Below are 12,635 nucleotides of genomic sequence, written 5' to 3' on the forward strand. Positions count from 1 at the left end.
GCGACGGCGCCCAGTGCGGCTTCAGCGACGACACCACCAGGATGTAGGCGAAGTACAGGCACGACAGCAGCAGGCCCGGCAGGATCGCGCCGAGGAACAGGTTGCCGACCGAGATCGCCAGCAGGTCGGCCATGATCACCAACATGATGCTGGGGGGGATCAGGATGCCCAGCGTCGCCGATGCCGCCAATGTGCCGGTCGCCAGTTCCTTCTGGTAGCGCTGGCGCAGCATGGTCGGCAGCGCCATCAGCGTCATCATCACGACCGAGGCCCCGATGATGCCGGTGGTGGCCGCCATGATGGTGCCCATCACGGTGACCGACAGGGCCAGGCCGCCGGGAACCCGGCGCAACAGGATCTCCAGGATGTCGAGCAGGTCGTTCGCCACGCCCGACCGCTCGAGCATGGTACCCATGAAGATGAAGCAGGGGACGGCGACAAGCACCAGGTTAGCGGCGGCGCCGCCCCAGATGCGCGGCAGGATGTTGTAGAACTCGATCAGCGAGAAGTAGTCGACGGCGGCACCGATGAAACCGAACGCCAGCCCGATCCCGCCGACCACGAACGCCACGGGAAACCCGGAGAACAGTCCGAGCGCCAACGCCGCGAACATGTAGACGGAGAGATAGTCCTCCCAATAGAACTCCACGGCTCAACCTCCCCGGGCGATCTCGGGGTCGTCGTAGTGACCCTCGAGCTTCGCGATATCATTGTCTTCGTCGGTGTCTGCGATCTTCGGCAGGTGTTCCGCCTCGGCGCTGGTCAGCATGTTCATCTTGATCTCCGGCCGCAGCTCCTCCGGCCCGAACAGGTAGACCAGTTGTCGCAGCAGGGTGGAGATGCCGGCCATCAATGCCAGCAGCAGTCCGAGCAGCACGAAGGACTTGATGACCCAGCGGTGCGACAGGCCGGTCATGGCGTCCGACGACTCGTTGGATTCCCAGGCCTGGTGCACGAAGGTCCAGCCGTAATACATCACCACGACGATGTAGGGGATCATCAGCAGGCAGATCCCGCCCAGCTCGACCCAGGCCTGCCCGCGGTCGCTGAGTTTCTCGCGCATCAGGTCGACGCGGACATGGGCGTTGACCGTGTAGGCATAGCCCAGCGCCAGCAGGAACAGGGCGGCGTGCAGGTGCCACTCGAGCTCCTGCAGCTTGGTCGGCGACATGAAGTCGTACAGCGGCGTGGACATGATCCACTGCTGCATGAATTGGAACTTCCGGGTAATCACGTCGAACATGATGATCCCGATCAGCGGAAGGATCAGCCAGGACCCCAGCTTCCCAAACCTCTGCGGTATCCCTTCGAGCCGGTCCGCGACCGTCAAAAGACTTCGCATTGAGCGTCCCCAGGTAGTGGTTTTTTGTTATCAACGACTAAACGAACCGGTCGTCTTTCAAAATAACACCCGACTCCATCGGCGATCTGCCGACAAGGCCGGGTTCTGCAAAAAAGCCGCGGTACCGGCCCATGCCATCGGCCTGAGCCGATACCGCGATTACGCGTACTGCAATCCGGAACGTCGTCCGGCGACGGTTACTTCAGGTAGCCGTTGTCCTTCCAGATCGCATAGTCCTTGCGGAACGAAGACAGCGAAGCCCAGATCTTCTTGGAGTCCTCGTTGTCCTTGATCTCGTCGGCGATCACCTCGTTCCAGGCGGCCTCGAACTTGTCGAGCATGTCATCCGACCAGCGGTGGATGTTCACACCCTTCTCCTGGTGGAACTTCATCGCGGCGAACTGGATCGCCTCGCCACGGACGAACATGAACATCACGTTGGCGTCGCAGGAGGCCTTGATCACGGCCTTCTGGGTGTCGTCCAGCGCGTCATAGGCCGGCTGATGGATCAGCAGCTCGTTCAGGGTCGACTGCTGGTGCCAGCCCGGGAAGTAGTTGTGCTTGGCGATCTGGTAGAAACCCAGGTCCTTGTCGATCGCCGGCATCGAGAACTCGGTGGCGTCGATCGAGCCGAGCTCCAGGGCCGGGTAGATGTCGCCGCCGGCCAGCAGCTGGGTGGAGACACCGAACTTCTCCATGACCTTGGCGCCAAGCCCGAAGAACCGCATCTTCAGGCCCTTGAGATCATTGAGACTCTTGATCTCGTTGCGGAACCAGCCCGAGGACTCCGGTGCGATAACGCCACAGAGGTTGTAGCGGATCTTGTCGCGGCCATACATCTCGGTGGCCATCTCCTCGCCACCGCCGTACCGCATCCACGCCAGATACTCACCGCCGCTCGGCCCGAACGGAACCGCCGAGAAGAAGGCGTAGGCGTTGTTCTTGTTGACGTTGTAGCCCGGGGTGCCGAACGCCGCGTCGAGCGCGCCGCTGGAAACCGGATCATAATACTGGGTACCCGGAACCAGGGCGCCCGGCTCGAACATCTTCAGGGTGACGTCGCCGCCCGAAGCCTTGGTGATGGTGTCGGATGCGTTCACCGCACCTTCACCGATCACGGCGATTTTCGAACCGAAGGCCGAGTGCATCTTCCAGCGGACCCGCTTGGCGTCTGCTTCCCCGGTCGACGCCACCATGACGCCGGCGGCCAACCCCATCAAGGCGGCCGTTCTAACGAACTTCCTAAATGCCATTCCTGTTACCTCCCAGTCGAAGACCGACCCTGGCGGATCGGTTCCGTTTCGCCGATCCGTCGCTTTGTTGTTTGTTTTTGTTGATTAAACCCCGATCTGTCAGTGCCGGAGCCGCGACGGCTGGCGCAATTGTTACCGTCGCACCTACGGAATTCAAGAAGGTTCGGTACACAATCCCGCCGATCGGCGTCGATTTCCATCGATGCATTCCGAAATATGATGAATCTATGGGCAGTTACTTGGCGGCTCGCGATAAATTCAGCGAGCAGAACACGCATATCGCGAGAACGCCCGGCCGACACCGACCGTTCCCGCCGGTGGGCGGGTCGGGGAATGTCGATTCGACCGGTACCGGCGCGCCGAGGCGTCAGCCGCGGTGCGATTCCCGGTCTCGTCCGGCACGCGGGGTGACGGACGGGTCGTGTTTGCGAATCCGCTGCTCGATGTTTTCGATATGATCGAAATCGTAGCTGCGGCCGCGGACCTCGGCGGTGCGCTCGTCGATCCAGTCCCGGTCCAGGTCGTAGGAACTGGCGACGAAGTAGTGGATCACGAGTGCCGCCGCCCACAGCCCGACCGGCCAGAACAGCGGCCAGTCCGAACCGGACGCGGCCTCGGCCGCCAGGATGATCGACGCGGTGATTGCGAATACCGCGAAATGGGCCACGAAATGCAAGCGACGCGGCAGGCGGTGGCCCGGCCGGGACGGGTCGTCGCTCACTTGAACAGGCGCCGCCGAGGCGGCAGGGCGTCGCCTTCCGGCATCTGCGGATAGCCGCGCGCGAGATTGACCAGTCGGACCGAATACCAGAGCAGCAGCAGCAGGACGACGGCGACCATCGAGGTGTCGATCGGTTCGCGCGGGGTCCCGCTGCCCGCCAGGGTCGCGGCCAGGTAGACCAGCCCGGCGAGCGGCGCCGTACCCAGATAGACCGCGGCCGGGACCGCCTTGGTGTAGTTCAGCAGCAGGCAGGCGCAAACCACGGTGAACCCGTAAAGGGTGGTGAACGGCGAACGCCCGGTCGGCGACAACTCGCTCATCGCGCCGAGCGCGACCACGGTGAACAGCACGCCCATGAACAGGCAGTAGGCCAGCACCTCGCTGTCGGCCTGACGGCGGTTCAGCTTCGCGACCGGCACCAGATAGGGGGTGGTCCGGTCATCCCAGACGTAACGCTTGAACAGACCTTCCCAGTCGAGCACGGTCATTCCGTCCTGTTCCAGGCCCTGGACCTGCATTCAGTCCGAGGCCATCGCTTCCGCTTCCCGGCGCTTGCGTTCCATGGCCCGACGCTCGAGCTCGTCGGCGGCCTCGTCGAGGGCGATCCGCTCCTTGCCCTCGATGGTCGAGCCGGCTTCCTCCGGCCACTCCACCGTGCTGAGCGGGAACCGCCAGTGCTTCGGCCCGAACAGGGCCACCGCCATCTCCAGCCAGACCGCGATCCCGGCGATGAGCACCACGATCAGCCCGAAGGCGAGGGTCAGCTTGATGACCCAGCGATGGCTGAGCCCGACCAGGGAAGCCGATACCTCGCCGCACTCGTACCACGCGCAGCCCGCCTCGCGGTTGATCGCCCACGAATCGTAGGCATAGACCAGGGCGAAGTAGGTCACCACCAGGGTGAACGGAATCAGGAAGATGTTCAGCCCGATGAACTCGATCCAGGCCTTCTTCCGGAATGCCAGGTTCTCGCGCACCAGGTCGACCCGCACATGGGTGTTCCAGATGTAGCCGAATCCGAGCACCAGGCAGAACAGCACGGTGTGGGCGTGCCACTCCAGCTCCTGCAGCAGGGTCGATCCGAAATAGGGGCTGACGTTCTCGACCAGCCAGATCTGTATCCAGCCGGTCTTGCGGATCGCCAGGTCGAAGGCGGTCACCAGGATCAGCGGCATCGCGAACCACGACCCGAACCGGCCGACCAGATCGACGAAGTTCCTGAGCTTCTGGCTCACCTGGAGGATCGTCGGCATCTGATCCGGCTTCAGGTGGGTCAACTCGGCGGCGGCATCCACCGTCTTTGCCGGCGCGATGTCTGCGGTTGCTTGCGTCACTGCACTGTCTCCAGCTTTCCGGGCCGCATCGTCAGTAGTCGTAGACCGATTTCATCAGCCACAGGGCAAGGTTCGGCTGCCAGATCACCAGCAGCAGGCCGATCAGCTGCAGGATGACGAACGGCACGATGCCCTTGTAGATCGACTGGATCTTCACTTCCTTCGGCGCGATCCCCTTCATGTAGAACAGCGCGAAGCCGAACGGCGGGGTCAGGAACGAGGTCTGCAGGTTGATCGCCATCAGGATCAGGAACCAGAACACCACGTCCTTGGCGGCGACGTGGTCGCCGAAGTCGAGCGACGCCACCAGCGGCGCGAATACCGGCAGGACGATCAGCGTGATCTCGATCCAGTCGAGGAAGAAGCCGAGGAAGAAGGTGATGGCCATCAGCAGGAACAGCAGTTCCCAGGACCCGAGTCCGGCCGACTTGATGAGGTGCTCGACGATGTCGTCGCCGCCGAGCGACCGGTAGACATAGGCGAAGCAGGTCGCGCTGATGATGATGAAGAAGATCATCGCGATCGTGCGGGCCGAGGTGTTGCACACCCCCTGCAGCAGCGGGAAGGTCAGCCGCCGGTTACCGGCCGCCAGCACCAGGGTTCCGAAGGCGCCGACCGCACCGGCCTCGCTCGGCGTGGCGACGCCGAACAGGATCGAGCCCTTGATCATCGAGATCAGCAGGACCGGCGGCAGGAAGCTCTTGAAGATCATCTTCGGGTATTCGTTCTTCGGTACGTAGAGCAGGTCGGGCGGCAGCGGCGGGGCGGCGGCCGGCGACAGCTTCGCGAAGATGCCGACGAACAGCAGATAGAACAGCGCCAGCAGCAGGCCCGGCAGGATCGCCGCCATGAACATGTTTCCGACCGACACCGCCATCAGGTCGGCCATGATGATCAGCATGATGCTCGGCGGGATCAGGATCCCGAGGGTGCCCGACGCGGCGATGCAGCCGGTGGCCAGCGCGTGACTGTAGCCCTGGCGGAGCATGGTCGGCAGCGCGAGCGCGGTCATCATGGTGACCGACGCGCCGATGATGCCGGTCATCGCCGCCAGCACGGTGCCCATCACCACGACGGCCAGCGCCAGCGACCCGGCGACCTTCTTCAGCAGCACCTGCACGCAGTAGAGCAGGTCGTTGGCGACCCCGCTGCGCTCCATCATCACGCCCATGAAGACGAAGGCCGGGACCGACACCAGGACGAGGTTCTCCGCGCCCTGGAACCAGATCCGGGGCATGAAGTTGAAGAACTCGATCAGCGAGAACATGTCGAGGTAGTAGCCGATCAGCCCGAACAGCAGGGCGAGGCCACCAAGGATGAAGGCGACCGGAAAGCCCGAGAACAGCAGGGTCGCGAGCGAAACGAACATGATGATCGGCAGGTAGTCCTGGATCAGCCAGAGCAGTTCGTTCTGCTCGTCGGCGGTCATGCCCAGGATCCGCGCGTAGGCGATTCCGATCACCGCGAGCGCGACGATCGCCACGACCAGGGCCGGGTTGCGGCCGAACGTCCTCAGTGCAGGCGCCAGATATTGCATCTACCGGATCCCTCGAGCGCGAAGTGGGAATGGCCGACCGCGCCGCGCAGGCTCGGGAGATGCCACCGCCCTGTCGGGTCGGCGGCACCCCCCGGGTCCCCCCGCAAACGAACGGTCGTCCGTGTGTGAGACGCGTTCTCAGTCCAGATAGGTCGGCTTGAGCGCCTGGGCGTTGCCCCACTTCGAGTAGACCTTGCGGAACGCCAGGTAGCTGTCGGCGACCTTCTTGAAGAGCGGATCCGTCTTGGAATCCTCCTCCATCACCTCGAGCCAGGCCTTCTCGAAGGTCCCGATCTGGGCGTCGGTCCAGCGCTTGGTGATCACGCCGTATTTCTCGCCCATTTCGGTCATCGCGGACGGGTTGACGTATTCCGTCTCGGCGAAGGTGTAGTGGATGCTTTCGCCGGCCGCGATCTCGACGATGGCCTTGTACTTGTCCGGCAGGGCGTTCCACTTGTCCATGTTGATTAGCAGGTGGCTCACCGACACCTGCTGGTGCCAGCCCGGGAAGTAGTTGTACTTGGCGATCTGGTAGAAGCCGTACTTGATGTCCATGGCGGGCATCGAGAACTCGGTGGCGTCGATCACGCCCTTCTCCAGCGCCGGGAAGATGTCGCCGCCGGCCAGCAACTGGGTCGACACGCCGAGCTTCTGCATGACCCGGGCGCCGAGGCCGAAGAACCGCATCTTCAGGCCGCGAAGCTGCTCGAGATCGTTGACCTCGTTCTTGAACCAGCCCGAGGTCTCCGGGCCGATCGCGAAGCAGTCGATCTTCTTCACGTTGTGCTGGCCGTAGATCTCCTGCTCCAGCACGTCGCCGCCGCCGAACTTCTTCCAGGCGAAATACTCGCCCATGGTCGGGCCGAACGGCACCGCGGTGAAGAACGCCAGGGCCGGATATTTGCCTACATCGTAGCCGGCAGTGGTCCAGGCCGCCTCGATGGAACCCTTGGAGGTAGCGTCGAAGCCTTCGTTCGCCGGAATCAGCGCGCCCGGCTCGAAGAACTTCATCGTGAAGTCCCCGCCGGTCATCCGGTCGATGTTCTCGGAGTAGCGGACCGCCGAGGTGCCCAGATGCGGGACGCTGGATCCCCAGGCGCTGTGCAGCTTCCAGCGGACCCGCTGCGCTTCCGCTGACGTCGCCGCCAGCGTCACGACCGCGACAGCTGCGGCCAGCACGAACTTGTTGGTGAGATGCATGAGTACTCTCCTCCCAGTAGAGCCCGGTTGGATTGGCGTCGGTGGCTTGTCGCCACTCGGATCTCTGTCGAAACAGCCAATCGCTCTGGTCGTTCAGCTAGAACATTCGTCCGATCGCCCCCCGACTTCGTTCGAATGGACGGTCCATTCGATTACCGGATGCTCGGATCATATCTCATAGGATGGGTGGAGAGAAGTATCGAGGTCAAATATGTAGAGTCCAATGACAGATAAGCTAGGCAATAATCAGGGTGAATACTTTTGTCTTACATAACCTAAGCGTGACAACCGGAAGTGGCCTGGGCAACGATTGCCCATGCAACGTCACGAGGACTCGAAACGGACTCGTATGTTGTTCAGCGGGTTATTGCGGTCATGCATCGCCGATGCGACGCGCTGATCCCGCCCCGGGCGCGACCGGCCGGCGACGCGCCACCGGGGGCGGGCCGCTATGACGGGCCGTGCGAGCGGCGCTCGATGAGGCGCGCCAGAGCCTCCAGACCGAACCGGTAGGAGTCGATTCCAAGGCCGACCACGATGCCGTCGGCCTCGCCGGCCAGCACCGATCGCATGTCGCGACGTTCGATGTTGGTCATGTGCACCTCGACATAGGGCAGACGGACCCCGCGCAGGCAGTCTCGCAGCGCATAGCCGGCGTACAGGAAGCCGGCCGGGTTCATCAGCAGGCCGTCGACACCGCTGCGGGCGGCCTCGTAGATGCGGTCGATCGCGATGCCCTCGAGGTTCGTGTAGGCGATCTCCAGATCGACCCCCAGGCGCTCCGCCTCGGCCGTCACGATCGCGTCGAGTTCGGCGGCCGTAGTGGTGCCGTAGAGTTCCGGCTGGCGGAATCCGAGCCACCCCATGTTGGCTCCCTGGATCAGCAAGATGCGCATGGTCGGTCTCCGTTCAGGCGGTCCGAAAGTCGGGGCAGGGGCGTTGCAACGGGCGGGCGGCTGCCCGACAGTCGCGGCGGTGATCCGAGCATGCCGCATCCGGGGCGGCAAACGACAGCTGGAGGGAGGATTCGATGTCCGACGCGGCGATGGCGGTCTGGGGCGACGTCGAGCCCGGGGCCGAACCCGAGTTCAACGAGTGGTACCACCGTCAGCACGTACCGGAGCGGGTCGGCATGCCGGGTTGGCGTGCCGGCCGGCGCTATCGGCGGGTCGACCGCGGCCGGCATCGCTATCTGGCGCTCTACGAGGTCGATTCGCTGACCTGCTTCGACGACCCGGTGTACCGGCACGCACTCGACCATCCGACCGACTGGACCACCCGGATGATGCCGTCGTTCCGCAACTTCGTTCGCGCGACCTGCCGGGTCCGGCTGGTGGCCGGCGAGGTCGTGGGCGGCTACCTGGCGTCGGTCCGGTTCGATCCGCCGGAGCCGGAGCGCGAGGCGGTGGTGCGCTGGATCGGCGGCGAGGCCCTGCACGACCTGCGGGAGCGGCCGGGTATCACGCGCGTGCAGCTCTGGGAGGCCGACAGCGGGCGCAGCCTGGCGCCGACCGCCGAACAGACGATGCGGACCGGGCCGGACGGACGGGCGGCGTTCGCGGCGATCATCGAAGGGACCGACCGGGCGGCGGTCGAGGCGGCGCTCGTCGCGTCGGCCATCGGGCCCGGGCTGGCCGCGCGGAACGCCCGCGACGTCGAGACTGGGGTCTACCAGCTGATGTTCGCGCTGACCCGCTGAACTCGACGCCGGCAGGGCAACGCAGCCGTGCCGCGGAACGGCTGCCACGGGGGTTGCGGGACGCCGCGCATCCCTGCGGTAATGCCCGCCGCGAAATCGTGACCGACGTCAGGAGAGCGTGCCCATGGCCGACGATATCAGGCGCTTCGAAACCATCCTCTACGAGGAGGACGGCCCGATCGGCTGGATCACCATCAACCGGCCCGACGACGGCAACATGTTCACCGCCGTCACCTGCCACGAGATCCGCGACTGCATCGAGGGGATCCGGCGCGAGACCCGGACCCGGGTGGTCGTGCTGACCGGGGCCGGCGACAAGTTCTTCTGCATCGGCGGCCGCAAGGACGCCATGGAGGACACCAATCTCTATGCCGGGGTGCTGCCGACCCTGGAGATGTACGACGCCATCGACCGGCTGCAGAAGCCGGTGATCGCCATGGTCAACGGCTTCGCGGTCGGCGGCGGCAACGTGCTGCAGGTGGTCTGCGACCTGACCATCGCCAAGGAGAGCGCGGTGTTCCGCCAGGTCGGGCCGATGATGGGCAGCTTCGACGCCGGCTACGGCACCTGGTACCTGGAGGACGCGATCGGCAAGAAGCGCGCCAAGGAGCTCTGGTACACCAACCGCAAGGTATCGGCGGCCGAGGCGGTCGAGATGGGCCTGATCAACCGGATGGTGCCGGACGCCGAACTGCGCGCCGAGACCCGCAAGTGGGCGCTGGAGATCGCCGAGCGCGGCCCGATGGCGCTGGCCGGCATCAAGAGCGCGTTCCTGGCCCGCCACGGCGGCGTCGCCGGCCTGGGCCGGGTCAGCCACGACATGCTGCTGAAGCTGTACCTCAAGACCGACGAGTCCAAGGAGCTCTCGGCGGCCTTCGGCGAGCGCCGGACCCCCGACGCCGACAAGTTCGGGCATTGAGGCCACTCGCATGTCGCGGCTGCTGACCCTGCACGACCCGGCCGAGGCGAGGGCGCACTACGACGCCGGGCTGTGGCACGACGAAACTTTCTACGCACTGCTGGCGAAGCACGCCGCGGCCCGTCCGGACGCCAGGGCGATGCGCGATTCGGCCCGGCACCTGAGCTGGGCGGAGCTGAAGGACTGGGTCGACGCCATCGCCGACGCCTTCCACGAGTCCGGCCTGCGCACCGGCGAACGGGTCGCCCTGTGGGCCTCGAACCGGGTCGAGGTGGTGGCGGCCTTCCTGGCCTGCTCGCGCCAGGGCTATGTCTGCAACCCGTCCCTGCACCGCAACTACACGGTCGAGGAGATCGCCGGCCTGCTGACCCGGGTGCGCGCCGCCGCGGCGGTGGTCGAGGACGGCTGGGGCGCCGATACCGACCGCCACGACCCGGTCGCGGCGGTGTCCGATCTGCCCGACATGCGCCGGGTGTTCCGGCTGCCGAAGGCGCGGGCCTGCGGCGACCTGCCGGCGATCGGCGCCTCGCCGCGCAACCTGCGCGAGCCCGACCCGAACCCGGACAGCGTCTGCTACCTGGCGTTCACCAGCGGCACCACCGGGCGCCCGAAGGGCGTCATGCATTCCGACAACTCGCTGCTGGCGAACTGCCGCGACCTGGTGCGCGACTGGGGCCACGACCACTCGACGGTGCTGCTGACCCTGTCGCCGCTCAGCCACCACATCGCCTGGGTGGCGGTCGGGCAGTGGCTGGTCGCGGGGATGGAACTGGTGGTCGACGACCCGGCGCCCGGCCTGTCGCGGCTCGACTGGATGATCGAGACCGGGGCGACCTACGTGATGGGGGTGCCGACCCACGCCATGGACATCCAGGCCGAGCAGGCGCGCCGCGGCATCGCTCGTCTGGGCGCGGTGAACCTGTTCTACATGGCCGGCGCGCCGATTCCGCCGGCGGTCGCCGAGCGGTTCGTGGCCCAGGGGGTCAGGCCGCAGAACATCTACGGCATGACCGAGAACTCGTCGCACCAGTACACCCACCCGACCGACGACGAGGCGACGATCTGCACCACCTGCGGGCGCGGCGGCGCCGGCTACACCGTGCGGATCTTCGCCCAGGACGACCCGGACCGCGAAGTGCCGGCGGGCACGGTCGGCCAGATCGGCGGCAAGGGGGCGGCCCTGATGCTCGGCTATTTCGACAACCAGGAGGCCACCGAGACCTCGTTCAACCGCGACGGCTGGTTCCTGTCGGGCGACCTCGGCGTGCTGGACGAGCGTGGCAACCTGTCGATCGTCGGCCGGCTGAAGGACGTGGTGATCCGCGGCGGCCACAACATCTTCCCGGCGCGCGTCGAGGACCTCGCGATCAAGCACCCGGCGGTCGCCCGGGCGGCGGCCTTCGCGGTGCCGGACGAGCGGCTCGGCGAGAAACTGTGCCTGGCGGTGCTGCCGGCCGGGCCGGACCGGCCGGCGGCCGACGAGGTGCTGGCCCACCTGTTCGCCGTCGGGCTGTCGAAATACGACATGCCGGAATACTTCCTGGCCATGGACGCGTTCCCGCTGACCGCCAGCGGCAAGATCCTGAAGCGCGAGCTGGCGGAGTGGGCGAAAGCCGGCCGGATCGCGCCGCAGCCCTGCCGGTTCCGGGCCCCGGAGACGGCGGGATGAGGGATCGCCGGAACACGGTCAGCCAAGGCGGCGGCGGGTGGGTTCCGGCTCGATCCGGCACGCTCGCGCGTTCCGGCTCGTCCGGAATGACGATGAGAATGTTTGTCGTCATTCCGGACGGACGCGCCGCCGCGGCGCGACCGAGCCGGAACCCACGTGCACCGAGCGGCACCACATGAGGAGCGGCGGATGAGTCTTGCTCTCACCACCCGTGACGGCGTCGCGGTCCTGACGATCGACCGGCAGGACGCGCTGAACGCCCTGAACTTCGGGCTGATCGCCGAGCTGTCGCGGCTGCTGGACACCGTGCCGGGCATGGGCGTTCGAGCCCTGCTGATCACCGGGGCCGGCGACAAGGCGTTCTGCGCCGGCGCCGACATCAAGGAGCTGATGGACCGCGGCCTGATGGCCCAGCGGCGCGGCGCCGAGGCCGGCCAGCGGGCGTTCGCCAGGATCGCCGACCTGGAGATCCCGTCGGTCGCGCTGATCAACGGCTACGCCTTCGGCGGCGGGCTGGAGATGGCGCTGGCCTGCAGCTTCCGGCTGGCGGTTCCGACCGCGAAGATGGGGCTGCCGGAGATCAAGCTCGGGCTGATCCCGGGCTATGGCGGCACCCAGCGGCTGCCGCGGCTGGTCGGCGAGGGCCGGGCGCTCGAGATGATCATGACCGGCCGCACCGTCGATGCCGCCGAGGCCGAGCGTATCGGGCTGGTGAACCGGGTCCTGGCGGGCGACGCCCCGATGGCGGAAGCCCTGGCCTTCCTGGGCGAGATGACGTGCTACGGCTTGCCGGCGCTGGCCCTGGCCAAGCAGGCGGTGAGCCGGGCGCTCGACCTGCCGGTGCACGAGGGGCTGAAGGTCGAGGCCGACCTGTCGACCCTGGCCTACCGCACCGAGGATGCCGCCGAGGGCCTGGCGGCCTTCGTCGAGAAGCGCAAGCCGAGCTTCAGGGACCGCTGAC

Annotated in this window: 13 protein-coding genes; 4 read left to right on the forward strand and 9 right to left on the reverse strand. The window is 66.1% G+C overall.

Annotation, left to right across the window (positions count from 1 at the left end):
- From RIC31_RS22860 to RIC31_RS22900, 9 genes are all read right to left on the reverse strand, one after another.
- Positions 1-649 (reverse strand): TRAP transporter large permease subunit (locus tag RIC31_RS22860; RefSeq protein WP_350113479.1); only part of this gene is annotated, 649 nt, incomplete at its 3' end.
- Between the two features lie 3 nt (positions 650-652).
- A complete protein-coding gene (locus RIC31_RS22865) occupies positions 653-1,342 on the reverse strand; it encodes a TRAP transporter small permease subunit (RefSeq protein WP_350113482.1) in 690 nt (229 codons plus the stop codon).
- Between the two features lie 197 nt (positions 1,343-1,539).
- Complete coding sequence (locus RIC31_RS22870; protein ID WP_350113485.1) at positions 1,540-2,595, reverse strand: TRAP transporter substrate-binding protein; 1,056 nt, start codon at positions 2,593-2,595, stop codon at positions 1,540-1,542.
- A 367-nt stretch (positions 2,596-2,962) separates the two neighbouring features.
- Positions 2,963-3,316, reverse strand: coding sequence for a 2TM domain-containing protein (locus RIC31_RS22875; RefSeq protein WP_350113488.1), 354 nt, complete (start codon positions 3,314-3,316; stop codon positions 2,963-2,965).
- Positions 3,313-3,804, reverse strand: coding sequence for a hypothetical protein (locus RIC31_RS22880; protein ID WP_350113491.1), 492 nt, complete (start codon positions 3,802-3,804; stop codon positions 3,313-3,315). Before RIC31_RS22880 ends, RIC31_RS22875 begins: the two co-directional genes overlap by 4 nt.
- Before the next feature lie 30 nt (positions 3,805-3,834).
- Positions 3,835-4,650, reverse strand: coding sequence for a TRAP transporter small permease subunit (locus RIC31_RS22885; RefSeq protein WP_350113494.1), 816 nt, complete (start codon positions 4,648-4,650; stop codon positions 3,835-3,837).
- 31 nt (positions 4,651-4,681) lie between these two features.
- The gene (locus RIC31_RS22890) at positions 4,682-6,187 is read right to left on the reverse strand and encodes a TRAP transporter large permease (RefSeq protein WP_350113497.1); all 1,506 of its coding nucleotides are present in this window, start codon (positions 6,185-6,187) and stop codon (positions 4,682-4,684) included.
- Positions 6,188-6,325: 138 nt separating this feature from the next.
- Positions 6,326-7,387, reverse strand: coding sequence for a TRAP transporter substrate-binding protein (locus tag RIC31_RS22895; protein WP_350113500.1), 1,062 nt, complete (start codon positions 7,385-7,387; stop codon positions 6,326-6,328).
- Between the two features lie 449 nt (positions 7,388-7,836).
- Positions 7,837-8,283, reverse strand: a complete 447-nt coding sequence (locus RIC31_RS22900; protein ID WP_350113503.1) for a type II 3-dehydroquinate dehydratase — start codon at positions 8,281-8,283, stop codon at positions 7,837-7,839.
- Positions 8,284-8,417: 134 nt separating this feature from the next.
- Here RIC31_RS22900 and RIC31_RS22905 point away from each other — a divergent pair, with 134 nt between their 5' ends.
- From RIC31_RS22905 to RIC31_RS22920, 4 genes are all read left to right on the forward strand, one after another.
- Positions 8,418-9,086: a hypothetical protein gene (locus tag RIC31_RS22905; RefSeq protein WP_350113505.1), complete on the forward strand. Its 669-nt coding sequence runs from the start codon at positions 8,418-8,420 to the stop codon at positions 9,084-9,086.
- A 124-nt stretch (positions 9,087-9,210) separates the two neighbouring features.
- A complete protein-coding gene (locus RIC31_RS22910; protein WP_350113508.1) occupies positions 9,211-10,005 on the forward strand; it encodes an enoyl-CoA hydratase-related protein in 795 nt (264 codons plus the stop codon).
- A gap of 10 nt (positions 10,006-10,015) precedes the next feature.
- Positions 10,016-11,674, forward strand: coding sequence for a class I adenylate-forming enzyme family protein (locus RIC31_RS22915; RefSeq protein WP_350113511.1), 1,659 nt, complete (start codon positions 10,016-10,018; stop codon positions 11,672-11,674).
- 189 nt (positions 11,675-11,863) lie between these two features.
- Positions 11,864-12,634, forward strand: coding sequence for an enoyl-CoA hydratase/isomerase family protein (locus tag RIC31_RS22920; protein WP_350113514.1), 771 nt, complete (start codon positions 11,864-11,866; stop codon positions 12,632-12,634).
- Position 12,635: the final 1 nt, after the last annotated feature.

Source organism: Thalassobaculum sp. (genome assembly GCF_040219615.1).
GTDB lineage: Bacteria > Pseudomonadota > Alphaproteobacteria > Thalassobaculales > Thalassobaculaceae > Thalassobaculum_A.